Annotated in this window: 18 protein-coding genes; 9 read left to right on the top strand and 9 right to left on the bottom strand. The window is 50.0% G+C overall.

What is annotated here, in order from left to right; translation table 11 throughout:
• Positions 1-37 precede the first annotated feature (37 nt).
• A complete protein-coding gene (locus HJG54_RS32120) occupies positions 38-3,331 on the top strand; it encodes an efflux RND transporter permease subunit (RefSeq protein WP_316435867.1) in 3,294 nt (1,097 codons plus the stop codon).
• Positions 3,332-3,358: 27 nt separating this feature from the next.
• Here HJG54_RS32120 and HJG54_RS32125 read toward each other — a convergent pair whose 3' ends face one another.
• Positions 3,359-3,874, bottom strand: coding sequence for a hypothetical protein (locus HJG54_RS32125; RefSeq protein WP_316435868.1), 516 nt, complete (start codon positions 3,872-3,874; stop codon positions 3,359-3,361).
• A 1,231-nt stretch (positions 3,875-5,105) separates the two neighbouring features.
• Between HJG54_RS32125 and HJG54_RS32130 the strand changes: the two genes are divergently transcribed.
• Positions 5,106-5,738, top strand: coding sequence for a DUF6335 family protein (locus HJG54_RS32130; RefSeq protein ID WP_316435869.1), 633 nt, complete (start codon positions 5,106-5,108; stop codon positions 5,736-5,738).
• Between the two features lie 24 nt (positions 5,739-5,762).
• Here HJG54_RS32130 and HJG54_RS32135 read toward each other — a convergent pair whose 3' ends face one another.
• Both HJG54_RS32135 and HJG54_RS32140 read right to left on the bottom strand, forming a co-directional pair.
• The gene (locus HJG54_RS32135; RefSeq protein WP_316435870.1) at positions 5,763-6,566 is read right to left on the bottom strand and encodes a DUF4058 family protein; all 804 of its coding nucleotides are present in this window, start codon (positions 6,564-6,566) and stop codon (positions 5,763-5,765) included.
• A 390-nt stretch (positions 6,567-6,956) separates the two neighbouring features.
• Entirely contained in the window at positions 6,957-7,463 is a 507-nt protein-coding gene (locus HJG54_RS32140; protein ID WP_316435871.1) for a hypothetical protein, read from the bottom strand.
• A gap of 199 nt (positions 7,464-7,662) precedes the next feature.
• Here HJG54_RS32140 and HJG54_RS32145 point away from each other — a divergent pair, with 199 nt between their 5' ends.
• Together HJG54_RS32145 and HJG54_RS32150 are read left to right on the top strand one after the other, a co-directional pair.
• Positions 7,663-8,385 carry a hypothetical protein gene (locus HJG54_RS32145; protein WP_316435873.1) on the top strand — a complete coding sequence of 241 codons (723 nt, stop codon included), beginning with the start codon at positions 7,663-7,665 and terminating at the stop codon, positions 8,383-8,385.
• A gap of 129 nt (positions 8,386-8,514) precedes the next feature.
• Positions 8,515-8,703, top strand: coding sequence for a hypothetical protein (locus HJG54_RS32150; protein WP_316435874.1), 189 nt, complete (start codon positions 8,515-8,517; stop codon positions 8,701-8,703).
• A gap of 181 nt (positions 8,704-8,884) precedes the next feature.
• Here HJG54_RS32150 and HJG54_RS32155 read toward each other — a convergent pair whose 3' ends face one another.
• Positions 8,885-9,916, bottom strand: coding sequence for a ParB/RepB/Spo0J family partition protein (locus HJG54_RS32155; protein ID WP_316435875.1), 1,032 nt, complete (start codon positions 9,914-9,916; stop codon positions 8,885-8,887).
• The gene (locus HJG54_RS32160; RefSeq protein WP_316435876.1) at positions 9,909-10,697 is read right to left on the bottom strand and encodes a ParA family protein; all 789 of its coding nucleotides are present in this window, start codon (positions 10,695-10,697) and stop codon (positions 9,909-9,911) included. Before HJG54_RS32160 ends, HJG54_RS32155 begins: the two co-directional genes overlap by 8 nt.
• A 530-nt stretch (positions 10,698-11,227) precedes the next feature.
• Between HJG54_RS32160 and HJG54_RS32165 the strand changes: the two genes are divergently transcribed.
• Both HJG54_RS32165 and HJG54_RS32170 read left to right on the top strand, forming a co-directional pair.
• On the top strand, positions 11,228-12,022 hold the full coding sequence (locus tag HJG54_RS32165; protein WP_316435877.1) for a phytochelatin synthase family protein: 795 nt from the start codon (positions 11,228-11,230) through the stop codon (positions 12,020-12,022).
• A 23-nt stretch (positions 12,023-12,045) separates the two neighbouring features.
• Positions 12,046-12,450 carry a hypothetical protein gene (locus HJG54_RS32170; protein WP_316435879.1) on the top strand — a complete coding sequence of 135 codons (405 nt, stop codon included), beginning with the start codon at positions 12,046-12,048 and terminating at the stop codon, positions 12,448-12,450.
• A 498-nt stretch (positions 12,451-12,948) separates the two neighbouring features.
• Here HJG54_RS32170 and HJG54_RS32175 read toward each other — a convergent pair whose 3' ends face one another.
• Positions 12,949-13,800, bottom strand: coding sequence for an ABC transporter permease (locus HJG54_RS32175; RefSeq protein WP_316435880.1), 852 nt, complete (start codon positions 13,798-13,800; stop codon positions 12,949-12,951).
• Positions 13,757-14,644, bottom strand: coding sequence for an ABC transporter ATP-binding protein (locus HJG54_RS32180; RefSeq protein ID WP_316435882.1), 888 nt, complete (start codon positions 14,642-14,644; stop codon positions 13,757-13,759). The genes HJG54_RS32175 and HJG54_RS32180 overlap by 44 nt, the downstream gene beginning before the upstream one ends.
• A 395-nt stretch (positions 14,645-15,039) precedes the next feature.
• Here HJG54_RS32180 and HJG54_RS32185 point away from each other — a divergent pair, with 395 nt between their 5' ends.
• Positions 15,040-15,501, top strand: a complete 462-nt coding sequence (locus tag HJG54_RS32185) for a MarR family winged helix-turn-helix transcriptional regulator (RefSeq protein ID WP_316435884.1) — start codon at positions 15,040-15,042, stop codon at positions 15,499-15,501.
• 48 nt (positions 15,502-15,549) lie between these two features.
• On the opposite strand, the gene HJG54_RS32190 is transcribed toward HJG54_RS32185, so the two are convergent.
• Both HJG54_RS32190 and HJG54_RS32195 read right to left on the bottom strand, forming a co-directional pair.
• Entirely contained in the window at positions 15,550-15,915 is a 366-nt protein-coding gene (locus HJG54_RS32190) for a hypothetical protein (protein WP_316435885.1), read from the bottom strand.
• Between the two features lie 117 nt (positions 15,916-16,032).
• Positions 16,033-16,563, bottom strand: a complete 531-nt coding sequence (locus HJG54_RS32195; RefSeq protein WP_316435887.1) for a hypothetical protein — start codon at positions 16,561-16,563, stop codon at positions 16,033-16,035.
• 333 nt (positions 16,564-16,896) lie between these two features.
• On the opposite strand from HJG54_RS32195, the gene HJG54_RS32200 reads away from it, so the two are divergent.
• On the top strand, positions 16,897-18,165 hold the full coding sequence (locus HJG54_RS32200; protein WP_316435888.1) for an ATP-grasp domain-containing protein: 1,269 nt from the start codon (positions 16,897-16,899) through the stop codon (positions 18,163-18,165).
• 202 nt (positions 18,166-18,367) lie between these two features.
• On the top strand, positions 18,368-19,192 hold the full coding sequence (locus tag HJG54_RS32205; protein WP_316435889.1) for an MBL fold metallo-hydrolase: 825 nt from the start codon (positions 18,368-18,370) through the stop codon (positions 19,190-19,192).
• Positions 19,193-19,454: the final 262 nt, after the last annotated feature.

A 19,454-nucleotide genomic window follows, 5' to 3' on the forward strand; every position in this document is an offset into this window, starting at 1 on the left:
ATCAAAACGACCCACTACCCAGCCACCCAACACAACCATGCAGACTCCCAAATCCTCCTTCAGCATCAGCAGGACGGCGATTCGTCAGCATATCGGGACTTTGATGCTGACCTTAGCCACAATCGTTGTCGGAGTCTTCTTTATTTTTAATCTGCAAGTTGATCTGTTACCTTCTATCACCTATCCCCGCATCGGTGTCCGGGTCGATATTCCAGGAATTTCACCAGAAGTGGCCATAGATGAAGTTACGAGGCCGCTAGAAGAAGCACTGTCGGCAACCGAAGGCGTAGTGCAGGTCTATTCCCAAACCCGCGAAGGCCAGTCCAGCATCGATTTGTACTTCCGACCCGGTGGCAATATTGATCAGGCTCTCAACGATGCCACTGCCGCCTTTAACCGAGCTAGAGCCAACCTACCCGATACCGTACAAGCGCCGCGAATTTTCAAGGTGGACCCCTCCCAGTTGCCGGTCTACGAACTGGCGCTGGCGTCCCCATCTATGCAGTCTGTTGATTTGCGCGTGTTTGCCGACGAAGAACTGGCGCGCGAGCTAGGCGTAGTGGAAGGTGTAGCCGCGGTGGATGTGTCGGGAGGCGTTACCGAAGAGGTGCGGGTGATTCTCGACCTCAATCGATTGCAGTCGCTGGGAGTAGGACTCAACGATGTGCTGACCGAGCTAGAAGAAGCCAACCAAGACGTGTCAGGCGGTCGGATTTTGGGAGAGCAATCTGAACCCTTGACGCGAGCCGTGGGGCGCTTTCGTGAAGCCGCAGAAATCCAGAATCTATCGTTTCCAGTCGCCAGCGGCCAAAATCAGACAGAACCCGGCTCCGCTAGCGCAGCAGCCAGCACTACTTCGGCCAATTCGGCCAGTCGGGTGCGGCGTGTTTACTTGCGAGACTTTGCTGAAGTGATTGATGGGACCGAACAACAGCGGATTTTTGTCTCTCTCAATCAGGAGCCAGCTGTCAAAGTCAGCGTTCAAAAGCAGCCGGATGCCAACACGATCGAAGTGGTACAGGAAGTAAAACGGCGGATCGAGGAATTGCGCCAAGCTGGGGTGATTCCAGCAGACATGCAGCTGATTCCCACTCTAGACGAGTCAGTATTCATTCAAAATGCCATTTCTAACGTGACTAGTGCAGGGCTGGTGGGGGCTGGTTTGGCTGGCGTTGCGGTGCTGTTGTTCCTGGGTTCGCTGCGGCAAACGCTGATTATTATCGTCGCTATTCCCCTAGCAACGCTGACCGCCATCATTTTGATGAGACTGTTTGGCTTATCGCTGAACGTGTTTAGCTTGGGAGGGTTGGCCCTAGGCGTTGGCATCGTGGTAGACAACTCGATTGTGATGCTGGAAACCATTGCAGAAGATGCCGGCATGACACCTGGTCAAGATACGCGCACTCGACTATCCCAAAAACAGCTGATTGAACAAGCCGCCCGCAGCGGACAATCTGTAGAATCGGCGCTGGTGGCCTCGACTGCTACCAATCTCGTGGCGGTACTGCCGTTTTTACTGATTGGCGGCTTCATTGCCCTGCTGTTTAATGAGCTGATCCTAACCATTAGCTTTGCCGTTGCTGCCTCCATTCTCGTTGCCGTTACCGTGGTGCCAATGCTGGCCTCTCGCTTACTGGCGATTCGAAAAACTAGCGGTATCGATCAATTCTGGTTTCTACGGGAGTTCAACCGCCGGTTCACAGCGGCCACACGCGGTTACACCCGCTTGCTCATGCGAATTCTGCGGCAGCGAGTACTTGTGATTGTCTTCACCTTTCTGCTCCTGGGTGGCAGCAGTTTGCTAATGCTAGGACGAATTCCCCAGGAGATTTTGCCACGCATTAACACCGGACAGGCCCGCTTAGTCGCTCAGTTTCCGCCCGGAACTCCCCTCGACGCCAATCGCAGAGTCATGAATACGGTGGATCAGATTTTGCTGGCCCAACCCGAAACTGAATACGTGTTCACTACCGTGGGTGGGTTTCTGTTTGGCAGCAACACCAGCGAAAACGCTCTGCGTAGCTCTAGCACGATCACGCTGAAACCGGGCACAGATGTGGAGGAATACATTGCCAAGGTCAATCGGGAATTTAATCAGCTCAATCTGGTCGATATTCGCCTGCGGCTCAGCCCGGGTGAAGTGCGCGGCTTGATTCTCAATAACTCGCCGGTCCGCGGTGCAGAAATTGACGTGATTCTGCAAGGCAATGATGCCAGGACCCTAGAAGAGGCAGGACTGCAGGTGCTTAGAGCCTTGGAACAGCAGGCCACCCTCTCCAGCTTTCGCCCCGATGCCGACCGGCGACAGCCAGAAGTTCAAATTCGCCTCGATCGCGAACGAGCTGCCGATCTGAATATCAATATTCAGGATGTAGGCGATGTGTTGACTACCGCGATTGAGGGTTCCATACCGACCCAACTTCAGCGAGGCAACCGACTGGTGGATGTGCGGGTAGAGTTCAACGAAGATGCGATTCGACGCCCTTCTCAACTGCGTGCCCTGCCCCTCTTCACCGAAGATAATCAGCTGATCAGGCTAGGCGATGTCGCCCAGATCCAGCCCGGCGAAGCTCCTGGAGAAATTCAGCGGATCAACCAGCGGCAGGTATTTCTGCTGGCCGGCAGCCTGAATGAATCTGCCAGTTTAGGAGAAGCGTTGCAGGAAGTGGATCAGGTGATCAGCAGCCTCGATCTCCCTGATGGCGTCAGCCGTTTGCCCAGTGCTGCGGCCCAAAGCAACCGGGAGATTCAGTCGGCCCTGCCAGTGTTGGGTGGGTTAGCTGCTTTCCTGGTGTTTGTGGTGATGGCCGTACAGTACAACTCGTTGATTGATCCGTTCGTGATTATGTTCACGCTACCGTTGGCATTAGCAGGCGGCATCTGGGGATTGTTCATTACCCAAACAGCAGTGGGAGCCACAGTGATTGTGGGAGCCGTTCTGTTGGTAGGCATTGTGGTCAATAATGCCATCATCATGGTGGAGCTAGCGAATCAGATCTATGAAGGAGAGCGGGTGAGCCGACGCACTGCCATCTTAAAAGCAGCGCCGCAACGCTTGCGCCCTATCTTGATGACTACCATCACGACTGTGGTAGGCATGTTTCCGCTAGCGCTTGGCTTGGGACAGGGCGGAGAATTTCTTCAGCCCTTGGGAATCGTCGTATTCTCCGGTCTCGCCCTAGCTACCCTACTGACGCTGTTCATCATCCCCTGCTTTTACCTGCTGCTGCACGACTGGTTTGATCGCTTTTCTGAAGCAGCCGAAGCGGATTCTCCTCCCCAGACCCAGCCAACTAACACCAAAATCATCTCCCTGCCTCGCCGTAAGTAAAGCCAAAGCTACAAGTGAGGACTCGATTTACCTCATGGCGCTGCGTTCCAGTTCCAAAATTTTCTCCAGTTTGGTTTGTGACTGTTCGGCATTGGCGCGCACATCACCAAACGCAGCTTTATTCTCGGCGTAGCTGATCAGCAGCTTTGATTTTTTCTTCAGCTCAGCCACCATTTCCTCGGTTAGCTCAAGTTTGGGATCGAAAATTGCTTCTAGTTCTTTCAACACCGCCTGCGCCTCTTGCCGGTCTTGCTCTAGCCTCACCCGCATAAAACCATAGCTGACGATCGCCTGCACCAGCGTTTTGACATCTTCAACCGTGGTGTCATCTGGATCCGGCTCTTTAGTAACAGTAGGTACCTGTTCAGTCACCACAATCAAATCGTCATGCCCTGCCCCATCAGCCAACTTGGCTCGCAACGCCTCATCTTCGTTGGCCCGATCAACCAGCTGATCCAGGGCCTGCTGGCGCTGCTTGCGCGAGTCCCGCCCCGGAACTTCCAAAATAATCTCCGGAGCCTGCTTGAGTGCATAAGAAACCATACTACTTACCTTTTACTTTCCCTTTAGTCTTTACAACTTACTGCTTACTTTCCACCCTTTATAGGCGCTTTCACCGCTGCCGCTAAAAGCTTATCTGAAAATGCCGAAGGGATTTTGGAACTCCAAAACTCTGACAAGTCCCCATAGGTAGTAAGCCGCAGCCTAACCGGCCACAAGCTTATTGTTACAGTTCAATATCGTTACAGTTCAATCGTGTTGCTTAATTTTTACAAATTAGAAACTTTAATCCTATCGATATCACTCCATAGGCCTTATTATCTTAACAATAAAAACAGGTTTTGTAGTACACCAGAGTAAAATGCAGCCGTGGCAGCCTCATCTAAATACCCCCTAGAGGTTGTTCTACCAAATTATAAAAAAGGGTATAAATATCTGAATTACCTGCTCTAATCTTTGTCATTATTAGTCTTGGTTTCTGTATACCTCGATGACAACATTGGCACTTAAGATAAATTTAAAAACGTGTATTTTAATAATTCGCAGTTCACACAATTCATTCGCTGTGACTGTTTCAATCACGGGGATTTAAGAGTGAACTGGTCTTGTTGTGACTGAAGCCTCTCAGGCAACAGCAACTGGATTGACCTTCAGATAAAAATCAGCAACAGCATCGTCAATTCTGACCTTTAGTGGTACAGGCGCTAACATCAACGCAGCACGCAATAGCTTAGTATATCCTAGCAACGCTAACTATAACGGCAAAGATACGCTGGTAATGACAACTTGCGATTGCGATAATACAGCAGTAGTGAAGTTCATCAAGCAATAGTTCGGACAGTTTTTAGTTAAGGTTTCTACAATCATTGTAGAAACACCGAAACTTAGCATTAATGAGGAGTTTTTGTAGGAATTCATTTCATTTACTCAAACTGTTGATAGCAGTGTGCTGACCCTGGTTGACTGACAAAACTCTAGTCGCTGGCGGCTTCAAGCCTCGCCTACACAGACCTCTTCCGCCTTCGCAGATTACTTACCCAAACGAGTAGCCGGCGCAGGGTGTTCGACTGAGCGCTCCCGACCCGCTATCTCCCCGCTCGGCTGTTTTTCTGGCTCCGGGGCAGTGTGGGCTTCGAGTGAGCCTCAGCTGAATGCCTCGTGCCGAAACCCATCTCCCTCATTCGAAATACATCACTTCTACCTGCATGGGGATTCTGCTGCAAGCAAAATCCAGTATCTTCAGTTACAAAGACGCGCTCGCAGGCTAAAGGCTATGGTGGATAAAGCAAATCGAGTTAATCAAGCCAATCAAAAAAGCTATGAAGCTGCCCGACGGGATGTGGAAGCAGAGGCCAACCAAGAACTCGGCGATGATCCGACCAATTTAGACGAATTAGAAAGCCTGGAAAGTGACTTAGGCTTAAAGGAAGTCGAGCTGGATCGGGCCGTGATTGATACGGTGGCTGCTGACACTAGTGACGATAACCTAGACGCCGACGATGATGGCATCGAGGATGACGAGGACACCGAAGAGCTGATTGATGACCGGCCTCAAGCGCTCACCGAATCCTATGGAACTGGCCTCCAGGGTCAACCTACTGACCGAGCAGGCCGCTACTCCCGCCGCAGTGATCACCACCTCTACAACGACCCTGAACCTGTCCTCACCGGGGGGGATATCGACGCTAATTATGAGCAGGCCAGCGTAGTGGGAGATGAAGCCGTAGGCGGTACGGTGGCTACTCCAGATCAGGATGTAGTTGATGAACTGGGAGCTGCTGTAGGTATAGAGATGGATGATCGCTCGTTTTTACGCACGGGCGATATGCTAGAACAGCGAGACGATAGACGCTGGGAACTGGACCCTAAATCCGCTGAGGATTATCAAGAGCGGCGAGAAGATTAGCTGAACTGACAAGCCCCCTTAACATTACGGCTCAGTTCTCAACGGTGCAAGTAATGCGTTCATCCAAGCTGAATCAGCTTCTGTTAAGGCGGGCTTAGGAGGAGGCTGGCGGTAATCAATTGATAAATCGTAAGCTGCCTCATCATAAATTACTGCCACTGCCTCGCTCAACGCTAGTGGCACATCTGCGTCAGGCGATCTCAAGGGCACTGGAACCGTTGGTAGTGAATCTTGTAAGTTAATGGGCCAAATCTCTATCACTCCTAACTGAGCACGAGTGACCGTAACCAGGTAAGCTGTATCCGGCAATCGCGGATGATTAAACGATCTTGTTCCGCGTCGTAGGAGGTCAATTTCCACCAAATGCACATTAGACTGATACAGTCGTTGACGTTTTTGGCGATAGGCTGTCAACCCTGGTTCTCGCTTGTTGAGAGATAGGATTTCAATACAGGTAACTAGTGTGTTGTTTACCGTATCACGGATCTCCACTGTTGCGATTCGCACTTCAATTGGCGAAAGCACAGGCAGCGTCAGGGGAGCAGGAGTGAGTTGCACTGCTCTGCCGTCAGTTGCAGTGACTTCTGCGATTGGTAAACTAGATTGCTTTGATGATCCCCGTTTCAGCAGTTCAACATCTGGATAAAGAATGCCAACTTCCTCTTCAGGAGCGGTATCTTCGACCAGATAGATTTCTAAACGCGCTGTGTAACGGGGACGGAGCAATGGAACCAACTGCTGGCGAATCTTATTAGCCAAAGCATTGTGAACGTCGGGCCACAAATAGCCTTCCAGATAGGGGTCCATTCCCGGAAACGGCGACGGCATCACAACCTCCAGATGGGCAGCATAACAGCATTATAGTCTCTAGCCCTAGATTCGAATTTTCAACTGGTCCCAGAGTTGCTTTATCCTAAATGTTCCTAAATGTTCCTAAATGTTCCTGAAAATGCCCTCAGCTTTTCACTCCTAAATGCTCATTCATATAATAAACGGAAGCACTCGTTTATCACCAACAGTTAATCGTGAAATCGTGAAAAAGTACACTGGTGACCAGCTAGCTTAACCCTAGTTTGGCCCCTAGGCTAGATCTAGGCCTAGAGAAGCTTAGATACGCTATAAGAACCAGTTTATGTAAAGCCTAATTGAAGTTCTACAGCTCAGAAGTTGGATCCAAATCCGGCTTCTGAATTTTTTGGTTGAGTTATATGTTGATTACTACAGAGATTTGAGAGGACAAGGTTCGATTGGGCAGAAACTGGGGTCATAGCGAATTTCTGGCTCAAAGGTCTTGATGCCATAGGTTTGATTTAAGTCTTGCAAAACGGTTTGTAGGTATTGCCTTACCTGGCTGTTGGTCATCCCCATACAGTGGGTTGGTGGAAACTCCTTGAGCTTTTGGTCTCCCTGCCAGATGGTAATCGCTAACGCATGTAAGTGAGCATCTCTACGTGGCTCTCGATATAGGTAGAGCAATGCGACCGGGGGCGCAGCCGGTTTAACAGCATCTCGATCCCGCAGTGCTTCTCTATGGCTTGCCTTCACCGAGATGTACTGCCCTTTCCGCTTCTGGTTATTGTCGGCTCGGTTGCGGTAGTGGGACCGCCGCCGATGGCAGATCCGATCATCCCAGCAGCCATCTCCGGTCTCTCCATGCAGTGCTTTAGCCGTTTTACTATCGAGCAGGCTGCATTCCCAGCATTTTGGATTGATCGGACGCGCCATTGCCGTTGCCTCAACTTAAGATAATTGCGGTACTAGGGTGATAGCCAATTATAGTGTAAGAATTAGTGTAATAACAGCTCGACGGAGGAAGAGTGAATGGAACGTGAAAAGTGATGTAATCTTGGCAGTACTGTAGAATTGACTGGCAAGGATTGGAACTGAATCATTAGAATGGCTTGAGTTCAACTTGAATTTCGTCATGGAAGCGCCATTGGGTTCGCAGTTTGTAGAAGCGTATCGACATGCGTTGACTTGTCCAGAAGTAGCAAATATCGTAGCGCTCTGGCAGTTGGTAGAACGCATGCTGCCTGGTCTGTCTGAGGCAGAACAGCTCCAAATCGCCGGTACCGTTCTAGTGCAGCTTGCCGAACTCCATGCCAGCAAAGCGGATCGATTGTTGGGTGACTGGCAGGATCAGCACAATGATGATGGCCCCGTCCTGGAAGAAGATTTGCTAGCTGGGTTGATCCAGCGCACGATGTATCTCGATCTGGCAGAACTAGTCAAAACTCGGCAGCGAAGCCGTCCTGCTGCACCTAATTCCACGGTTTCACGGCCAGATAAATCGGTGGCTGGCGTAGTAGACAAACAGAAAGTGCTGGAGATGGTGACTGCGCTTGAAGCGACGGAAGTAGAAAAACAGCAGGCACTAGGTGTAGCCCACGATGAGAACGTCACGGCCTGGAGCCAAGCCATCGCCGATTGGATGAGCCAGCAGGAGCAGCCAATTGCATTTCTGGAATTAATTCGTGCCTTGAAGATGCCTTTAGTAAAAGTTTGGCTGGCGCTTTTGCTGGGCAACTTTGCCCTGGAGTCAAGGGGAGAATTCTATGCCGCAGATCAGATCTGGGTCCGCTGTTTAGCCAATAGCTTAACTGAAGGAGGATCTAAAATAGCCGCTCAGAGTGGCGATCCAGAATGATGATTCAAATCCTGCAGTGCCTTCACATCGCGTGTGCGTCGATAGATACCTCGCTTCATCCAGATACCCGCACTCCAATCAGCTTTATGGGTTAGGAGGCTGTGAATTTTGGCGTTGCTGAATCAAAGTATGAAGGTGAAATTTGATGTCTTGCACCGCCCCCGTTCGGCTGAGCGTTCGACTGATTTTTCTGGCCCCATAGGGGCAGTGCTCACGCCGAACGGGGCGAATCATCCGCCCATTCGGCAACGCCTGAATTTTTTTGTGTTCGTTTCTGGCGTCGTCTATCCGTTGCTGAAGCATGGGCTAATCCAGTAAGCCTACTCATATGCTTGCCTTCCCGCAGGGTAGTGAACTAAACCCCTTGTCGAGTCTGCTACTCTGCGAGAAGGCTGCGCCTAAAGCAGCCTTCCCCAACTAGCCTGCTGTTGAGGCGTAGGTGGGCAATGGCTCGATTTTGGCTCTCGGACTAAGTTGAACTCCTGCCTCCTGCCTTCGCCTATTGCTCCTTCTCCGGTGAGATAATCTCCCAGAGCTGATCCAGCAGCTTCTCGACTTTAGCCTGGTCGCGTTTGGAGAGGGAGGCGAGGACTTGAGATTTCTTAAGGGTTTTGGCAATGCCGGTGGCGCGAGTTTGGATCTGATGCAACTGAGCTGGCGTCTTTGACCTAGATTGCTGATCTAGCTGCTGATTTAGCTGTTGGATGGTTTGCTGAATCTGAGCCTGGCTCAATCCTTCGTCAATGGCCTGTTGCAGCAGGCGGCCCTGTATCGACTCATCCTTGACTCGCGCAATTAGCCGAGCTTTGGAGTACTCCAACTGTCCCTGACTAACGGCAACTAAAATCGGCTCTGGCAGATTCAAGAGCGGCAGGCGGTTGACGCGGAAGCTATCGGGGGTGAACTTACCGATGACCTCAAACAACTGTTCGATGGTTTGCCAATGCTGGCCAAACTCAGCATCAGTGTTCTGAATATCGATATTCTGTTGCAGGTAGGCATGGCGTTGAAACAGCGCAATTACTTGAGTTTCCTCTAGTTGCAGCCGTTTGGACAACAGTTGTAGGATCCCCTTGGTTTCTTCAATCGGGTTGAGATCCTCGCGTTGTAGATTTTCAATTAGCTCAAATTCTAGGGCTTGCTCTTCGGTTAAATCGGCTACGATTGCCCGCAGGGTTTCTAGCCCTGCTAGCTTCGCTGCTGCATAGCGTCTGCCTCCTGCCACTAGTACGTAGGGTTGACTTAGGGCTTGGGTTTCGTTGGGATTGGGGCGTACAACGATGGTGCCAATGAAGCCATGGGTCTGCATCGAATTGGCGAGGGAACTCAAAGCGTTTGAATCAAAGTACTTGCGCACCCGATTTGGCTTGATGTAGATGTCGCGCAAGCGCAGGGTAAGCACGTCGGTTTCGTGGGGTGGGGTGTCGCTAGAGGTGGCCTCGCTGCTGGTCTCGTAAAGGGAAAGAATGTTGCTGGTATTGCGCAAGCGGCGATAGGGCTGCTCGGTTTTTTTCGATGTTGATCTAGGCATGGAGTACCTCCACTTGGCCGGTCGTTGCAATAGAGAGAATCTGCTTGGCCAGATTGCGTAACGGCTCGACGGCTCGATGTCGGCGATCGTAAAGGGAGAGGGGCAGGCAGCGCTCTGAGGCATCGGCGAAGGCAATCGCGTCGGGGATGGGAGAAGCAATCGGCGCGATTTGGGCAAGTTGTGAGTCGATGGCAGCTAGCACCCGCTGGTGTTGAGATTTTTGTAGCGATACCTTCACGGGTACAAAGGCGGCAATCTTCAGCTCTGGATTGGCTTCCTGCTGAATTTTACCAATGGTTTGCAGTAACAGATCGGTACCTTGATAGGATTTGTACTCGCATTCCAGCGGCACAATTACATAATCTGCTGTCACCAAAGCTAAATAGCTAATGACCCCGAGACTGGGGGGACAGTCAATGATCACCAGATCATAAGCCTCGCTGAGTGGCTCCAGCACGCGGTGCAGTTTTTGTTCCCGCATCGGAGCATGGTACAGCTCTAGTTCTGCTTTGCCTAAGGCTAAATTAGCGGGCAGAATATCGATACCGTGGGCTGAATGAATCACGTCAGTGGCAGGCCGATTGGCAATCAGGCAATCGTAAATCGTAGCAGGCAGATCCCACCCTTCGATTCCCATAAAAATGGTGAGCGTGCCCTGCGGATCGAAATCTACCAAAAGCACTCGTTGCCCCAATTGGGCTAATTCATAGCCAAGATTCATGGCGAGAGTCGTTTTGGCCACGCCTCCGGCCTGGTTAAAAACTGAAAAAATGTGGCTCATGCGATAAATCCTCTCTGTGACTATGGGAAAACAGACTAGAAACTGGGTTGGAGGTTTGGAGTTCAAGCTTTATGCGATATTCGGCTGCTCTCTAATTACTAACTGGAGCGCTTTATAGTCAACACCCACACCCCACACCCCACACCCCACACCGAAACACTATTCATCATTCACTGCTCTCCTTAGTAAGAGCGGTAATTAAGAGCAGTTACCTGCTGACTGAATAGCTATGGCCAACATCTGCCCTGAGCTGAATGGCTCATATTCTACCCAGAAATAGTCAGAGCAAATCACAAAATTCTAGAAAATCCCAAGCTTCGAAGCACTGAATATAGCACTGAATATCGATATTCAGCTCGAAACTGGGTCCAAATTGGCTTGAACTTGTCTGGCCAGAATTATGAGCAAAATTAAAGTTGAGTTGAACAGGTGGAAATCTAACCTAGGCCAGGTTATGATTTGTCCGGCTAGTTTTACGTGTTGAGTTTTGAGTAGTTCCTAAAACCCAAAATCATTTAGGGGAGCTAACTATGGAAATCCATCCTGCCCGCCAGTGGGTCAAGTTTGTCCAGAGGAATTTGATCTTGCATGTGTCACAAGGAGTCATGCTGGCTCTGGGGCTGGCGGGTGGAGTAGTGACTGCCCAGACGCTGCCGTTGCCTGCTCATTTGATTGGCTTTGATTCGGCCCAGGGGGAAGAGTTGCTGTTGGAGAGCCAGTCAAGAGACGATTTTTGGACTCTCAGTACCCAATTTGTTACTCAGATCAATCAGGCTTATTGCGGCGTTGCCAGCATGGTAATGGTGCTCAATGGTCTGGCTATTCCTGCTCCAGCCGCGCCCCAGTATGCCCCCTATCATGTGTTTACCCAAGAAAACTTTTTTGAGAATCCAACGACCCGCCAAGTATTGAGTCCGGATGTGGTGTCTCGACAGGGCATCACGCTCGACCAATTGGGCCAACTGCTCGCCAGCTATTCGGTTGAGGCCACGGTTTATCATGCGGCGGATACCACATTGGATGAGTTTCGCCAGTTAGCAGCAGCCAACTTGAAACAGCCCAAAAATTTTATTTTGATTAACTATCTGCGAGCCGAAATGGGTCAGGAGCGAGGCGGCCATATCTCTCCTCTGGCGGCCTATCACGAAGAAACCGACCGCTTTTTGATCCTGGATGTAGCTCGCTACAAATATCCGCCGGTTTGGGTTGAGGCCGCTACCCTGTGGCAGGCTATGAATACGATGGATACTACAGCCGGGAAAACGCGGGGATTTGTGACTGTGCAATTGCCGGAAGCGGCTTCCACTCGCCTTTTAGATAGATAGTCGATAGATAATCAGAGCAAATCATGGCACCTTTTTTTCATCGTAAATCTACCCCCTCGTTGCTGTTAGCTGTCCTGAATGTACTTGCCGATTTTGATGGTGAAATTTCAGGGGAAGCGGCAAAAATGCTCTCGGCCCTGCGGCATCGAACAGATCGACTTCCCCCGCTCTACTCTGATGTGTTTGGCTTGCCTGCCTCTGCGACCTGCGCTGATTTTGTGCGTCGAGTCGAGTCCCTATCTCAGCAGCAAGTAGCCATTGCCAGCTATGCCTTTCAAATCTTTCGTTCCTATGAGCAGCTCCTGAGTGTCAGCGCGGCTGATGTATCTCCCCACCAGCAGGCCGCCTACGAATCTCAGCTTGAACGAGTCCGGCTGTTAGTAGCTCGCACTAGAGTTGCTTTAGCCGAAGCAATTAGCCGAGAGTAACCTGCTAATCACTCAATCCTGGTTGACTGATAAAACTCGAGTCGCCGGCGGCTCGAAGTCGTGCCTACAAAGACCAAACCCGCCTTCGCGGGTTACTGAACCAAACGAATAGGCGGCGCAGGACGTTCCGACTCGGCTCAACCGAGTAGCCGACTTGGCTTGTATAGCAGCGGATACTCTACGAGAAAGCCGCTATGCCTGCCATTAGGCTATCGCCAGTGTGTTTAGAGCTGCCATGAGTAAGTGCTTGGTCAGTCAATCACCACTCAATCACTCAATCACTCAATCACTGAGTACTGATCACTCACCAATGGCTAATCTTTGTTTGCAATGACTTCTGGCTCCTGTCGGCTGACGGCTCAACTGATGTTTCTGACCTCGTAGGGGCAGTGCGTTCGCTGAATGTCGTTCTGGGAAGCCGCCTCCTACCTCCTACCTCTTGACAACCAAAACTCCCAAAACAATATCTTTTGTCTAGTTAAATATCTCGTATTCTCTTCACATTACGATACGGGGATAAAGCCGAGCGCACAGTAGCGTTAGCCCGGTTGCCGTTACTAGCAGGATGACTATGTCGAGTCCCAAACCGTAGGTTGTTGTGCCGCCAATCAGCATTAGATTCCGCAAGGCATCAACTTGATAGGTGAGTGGATTCAAACGAGAGGCCAACTGCAACCAAACAGGCATGAGGGCAATTGGATAAATGGCATTGCTGGCAAAGAACAGCGGCATCGTCATCAGTTGTCCGATTCCCATAAACCGCTCTCGCGTTTTTACCAAACAGGCCACTGTGAGCGAAAACAGGGAAAAACAGGCGGCTCCAAGCAACACCACTATCAGCACTCCCAACAGGGCGAGGGGATTGAAGTTTAAATTCACCCCCAAAATCCAGGTGATTAGATAGACGATGCCGACCTGCACAAGACTGCGGACACCTGCCGATAGCGCTTTACCCAGTACCAGCGAAATGCGGGGAGTTGGGCTAGCTAGAAACTTGTGAACAATCCCCAGATCCCGTTCCCAGATAATGGTCATAGCGCTGAAAATTGCGACAAACAGAACGCTTTGAGCGAGAATTCCAGGAGCCAAAAAATCTAGATAACGAAGATTGCCTGTGGGGATGGCCCGCACGCGGGTAAAGACTTGGCCAAAGATCAGCAGCCATAGCGCCGGTTGCACAGCTCGCAGCAGCAAATCGCTTGGATCATGGCGCAGTTTGCGGACTTCCAGTTCGGCTACCACAAGTGTTTTATGAACCAGCCCTTTCAGTTGCTGGGGACTTGTTGCAAACTGGGGCAGGTGCGGCCTATCCCAACCGCTGCGTGGTGCGTCGAAGTCTGGACGTGTCACGGTAGCTTCCTCCTGATTCAAGTTGATTACCGGTGTAGTGGATAAAAACGTCATCGAGTCTGGGGTTTGGCTGGTGCAGTGACGCTTTGAGAGCTGTTGGCGTACCTGTGACGATCACCTGACCGTGGTGCATGATGGCGACCCGATCACACAAGCTGTCGGCTTCTTCCATAAAATGCGTAGTCAGCACCACTGTTGTGCCGTAGTCGGCGCGGAGTTGCTTTACCAAATCCCAAACAGCGCTCCGGGCCAACGGATCAAGCCCCACCGTTGGCTCATCCAGAAATAGCACAGCGGGTTGGTGCAAAATCGACTGAGCAATTTCTAGCCGCCGAATCATTCCGCCCGAATAGGTTCGCACTAGACGATTGGCGGCCTCTTCTAATCCCATCAAAGCCAACGCCTCTCGGATACGATAACGTCTGGTTGGACGTGGTAGGTCATAGAGTTTGGCAAAAATGAGCAGATTCTCGTACCCGGTGAGGCTACCATCGGCAGATAGAGCTTGGGGAACATAGCCAATCTGGCGACGCACTTGAGCGGCCTGTCGAACAAGCTCATAGCCAGCTATCTCAGCTCGTCCGCTACTGGGCGACAGGAGGGTAGTCAGCATTTTAATCGCCGTGCTTTTACCGGCCCCATTTGGACCTAGTAACCCAAAAATTTCTCCTGCTTGCACCGCGAGGTCGAGGCGATGCACTGCCACAAAATCTCCAAACTGGCGTGTTAATGCCTGAGTGCTCAGAACCGTAGCTTGGCTGCTCCACGAGGATCGAGCGGCATCGCCTGTAGGTATATCTGTAGGTATATCTGTAGGTATATCTGTAGGTACTTGGGCAGACATCTGAACCGAATCTGCTGAATCGATTGGGCTGGCTGATGGTTGGCTGAATATCGATATTCTGTTGGTTTTCGTTGGTTTTTTCGCCGCTTCTTCCATGAGTAGAATTTCTCACCAGCTAGATCAAATAGAGCAATCTAACAGCCTCAATCAGGATTCGATAGCTTGGGCTGAGCGTCTTAGTCACTTGCTCTAGTCCTGTAGGGCTATTAGTTAGTTATGCTAACTGTTAGTGTGGCATATTAAGCTCGAATTGCCTACTCTGAAGCGATAAAATTTGGTAGAGCAGTAGAATAAAACCTGCAATCGTCCCAAAGAAACCGTTCAACCCAAAGTGTCTGCCGTCCGAGGTTGGCTGACACCCTCCTAAGCTTTGAGAACCAGTTGAGGATCAATTCATGAACGCCAAATTAGCCGCTGGAAAACGACCTGCCGATAGCACTGCGGCTGAACTGATGGAAACCATGCCGATCATCATGCAGTTTATTCGCACGGAAATGCGCAGTCAGCGAGGTGCTGAACTGTCGGTACCGCAGTTTCGCCTAATGGCATATCTGAGCCGCAATCCCGATTCATCTCTCTCGGAGGTAGCAGAGCATTTGGGCGTGACGCGAGCAACTGCCTCCACGATGACCGATCGCTTAGTGCAGCGGGGATTGGTCGATCGCGCAGATGATCCACAGGCGCGACGGCAGATTATGCTGAGGTTAACGCCAACGGGTAGCAGTCAGCTAGAAGCAATGCGCAGCACTACCCGGCAACGCATTGCTGAGTTGCTAAGCCAACTGAGTCCAGAGGAACTGGCCCAAATCTCTACTGGCCTAACCCTGCTCGGTCAAGCCTTTCAGATTGCTAAATAGCCTTGCCAATCTAAGACTGGAATCCTTTCAGTCAACGAATTGGATCAGCTAGCGAATTGGAATCGTCAATTGCTGATTCGGAGTTAATTCTGCCGGAGTTTGACCGCCCGGTGGCGGACCAATCAACTCGTCTGAAAGCACGCCAGGTACGGGTTGCGGTTGAATTATCTGGGAATTCTGGGGGACAAAAAACTGATCAGCCTGCTGTTGATTCACCTCTAAAGGCGCGGTTAAATCAGGCGGCAATGTTTCTACGCCGCTATCTAATTCGGCGGGGTCAGATGCTAGCAGTGATGCTGGGGCAGCATCGGTCTGGGTTGGGTCAGACTGGGCCTGAACTGGAGCAGCGACAGATAGGCCGATTATTGCTGCCAATCCAAGCATGAATAGTTGAGAGAATGGTTGAGTCATCATTGTCAAACTCACTTGTTAACACCAAGTTGGCAATACCGAACCGACACCATCGCCTGAAATGGCACTATTTTGAACTGACACTACTTTGGGTGAGGAGTCCTGCCTCACCCAACTAATTTACTGATTGAGCGTAGCACTATTAGCAGGACACCCCTGGGGCACGATTCGCGTGCTGTTGAAAGGTTCTTCGTAATAAATACCAGGACAGGGATTCAAATAGGGTGATGCGGCGGTTGAAACTGAAACCGGGCGCTCTGTCGAGGTAGCGCTAGGGGCTGACAGAGGTGTGCCTGAGTTGATCGGCTGCATGGGTGCCTGCTGATTGATGGGTGCTTGATTCATTGGCTGCATCGATCCTGGTTGATTGATCGGCTGCACTTGTCCCTGTTGGTTCAATGTTGCAGCATTGGCAGGACACCCTGGAGGCACAATTCGCGTGCTGTTGAAAGGTTCTTCGTAATAAATACCAGGGCAAGGATTCAAATAGGGTGATGCCTGCGTGGATTGGGACAGGGGCGATTGCTGAGGCATTGAATTCATGCCTTGAGCATTAGAAATTCCAGCAGAAACTAGAGGTAGACCAATACAGGCTCCACCCGCTAAGGCAAAGGCAATTTTACGTGTATTCAAAAACAATTGATTCATCATGACCATTCCTCTGACTAATTCCAAGTAACTAGATTGTGCAAACCTAGATTGTGCAAACCCGTTGGCTGTTATGTCTCCAATTGGCTGTTATGTCTCCAATCTAGTGAGCAGTTTTAGGGGCAGGCGTCTTACTAACGAGGGAAATTTGTTAGAAGTTCAGTAGATTGCGAATCATCTTGAGATCCCCCCTAGCCCTCCTTACCCAAGCTACTAGGACGAGTGGGTTGGGCCTATAATTCGCAGCATATGGCAGTAGCATATATGACTCCTGAGCTATCAGAACCTGCTATAGTCCTTGGTAAGAATTAACACTGGCGAGTGTGTAACTTTTCTATGGCTTCCCACTGCTTTCAGTTTTTCCAGGGAAATTCGTTTTCTGACCTATTTGCTCAAGATGTTGGCAGTCCAGACCACGTGCTGATTTTGAATTATCCAGCCACGGCGAGTTGGGCTACCTATACCAATACCCAGAAATACTTTCTGCAAGACGGCAGTAGCGAATCGACAAAAACCTCGTTTGATAAGATTTGCCAAAAAGAACCGTGGAAAAATTTGGCGGTGTTGGGAAATAGGCTGCCGGGTGTGGTGATTTCTACGCCGCCTGAGTCACTGTTGCAGTACTGGCGCGAGCATTTTGATTTTACTGGCACCCAGATAGAGCTGATGGATGGTTCAACCTATCTAGACGATTTGAACCAAAGTATTTCCATCAATAGCGCGATTACCCTATTTCCGTTTGACCATCTACAGCCCGCGAAACACGCAGTCAATCCTGATACCCATTACCGTTTGTTGAGTAAAGCCACTCTAGCCGAGTTGGGAGTACTGTGTCCAAGCTATCAAACCTTTAACCTGAAGCAAGTCAAGCTTGATCAGATTCCGTTGCCTTCCCAGTTTCCTTATTTGATTAAAACTTCCCACGGCCTTTCTGGTGAGGGGACTTACATCATCCGCAACACCAGTGACCTCAACTATTGCCTGGAGGAACTGAACAAGTATCTCAAAATCGATTTATTGGAAACTATTGTTGTCTCTGAATTTGTCAAACATGTAACTCATAACTACTGCGTGCAGTTCTATGTCAATAAACAGGGAAAAATTTTGCTGATTGGTGTAACTCAGCAGCTTGTAGATGCAGAAGGTAACTATCTGGGAGGCGTGATTGATTACACGAATGATATGAGTCAGTTCTTCGAGATGATTGCAGCAGTAGGGCAATATGCTCACGAGCAAGGATATTTTGGTGTAATTGGTTTTGACGTATTAGAAACTGAAGGTGGAGAACTGTACGCGATCGATGCTAATTTTCGCATCAATGGCTCTACGCCCCTCTGTTTGCAACGGCACAAACTGCTGAAATTCAACAAGGCAATCGCAAAGTACTCTAGTGACTACCGGATGGAGGGGACACTCGATTCTATTCGAGCTACTTTGAAACCACAGCTGGAGCGGAAAGAGTTTCTGATTCTTTCCGCTTTGGAGCGAGTAAAATATGGCAAAATCTACACTGAAATCTACGGCATTGTGGCTGGAGAAACCTTAGAAGAGATGCAACAAATTGAGCAGACATTACAGCATCAAGGACTGCATTTAACTGGTTGAGAATTAGCAGATTGAATTGGCTGTTGAATTGCATGGGCTTTTCCAACAAACTGTCAATTCACGCATTAGTCAATTCACGTATTAGATGTACCTACAGAAGATATTCAAGCTCTTTCCAAAGCAAGAGAATACTTCTATGCTTGCAGTAGAACGCAGATCGAGGTGGAATGTTTAGGTTGATGGAAGAGCTTAGGTTAAATCTATGCGTATTCATCATCTCAATTGCGGCTGCATGTGTCCTGTAGGGGGAGCACTGTTTGATGGTTTTAGCCGCGGTTTGACCGCCCATCTAGTTTGCCACTGTCTGCTCATTGAGACTAATCAAGAGCTAGTTCTGATCGATACGGGTTTTGGGTTGCGCGATGTTCAGACTCCCTATTCACGGCTGAGTCCATTTTTTGTTCATTTCAACAATATCCAGTTTGAGCGGAAATATACCGCCGTTGAGCAGATCAAACAGCTTGGCTTTTCGCCACAAGATATACGCCATATTATCTTGACCCATCTCGATTTTGATCATGCAGGTGGGCTGGAGGATTTCCCCGAAGCAACGGTTCATGTAATGCAAAGTGAGATGGCAGCAGCTCGCGCTCGGCGTGGCTTCATTGCCAGTCGGCGTTATCGTCCTCACCAGTGGGATGAGGTGAAGCAGTGGCAATATTATGGGGCAGGAGGTGAACCCTGGTTTGGGTTTGAGGCGGTTCGTGATCTGGACAAGCTACCCCCAGAGATTCTGCTGATCCCCCTTGTAGGCCATACTCCAGGCCATGCCGGAGTTGCGATCAACACAGCAGAGGGTTGGTTGTTGCACGCTGGTGATGCCTACTTTTATCGTCAGGAAATGGATCCAGCTAATCCTCGCTGCACCCCAGGATTGCGAGCTTATCAATGGATGATGGATGTTGATCGCCCAGCTCGCTTATTGAATCAACAGCGCCTTCGTCGGTTATCCCTAGATCACCGCAACGATGTGCAGCTTTTCTGTAGTCATGATGCGGTTGAATTAGAAGCATTTGTTGATCACTAGCCCACAATTTCAACTCTAGATTTCAACTCAACTATATCTGAATGCTCGCTCACAGAGCCTAAGTTCTACCTTAGGTAGATACGCTGGCCTGGAGAATCCGGTACTTTCTGATAAAAACTTTCCCACTGCTGCCGCGACTCAAGCCCGACTGAATTGTTTGACAATAGTCGGTTTGCAACAGGTGGCAATAGTCGGCTGCTCAGTTTGAGTAATTTGATTGTTTAAGGGCTGTTTGATTTAGAAGTATCTAGGAGTATCGGTC

This window comes from Leptolyngbya sp. NK1-12 (genome assembly GCF_032598965.1).
Taxonomy (GTDB): domain Bacteria; phylum Cyanobacteriota; class Cyanobacteriia; order Elainellales; family Elainellaceae; genus Elainella.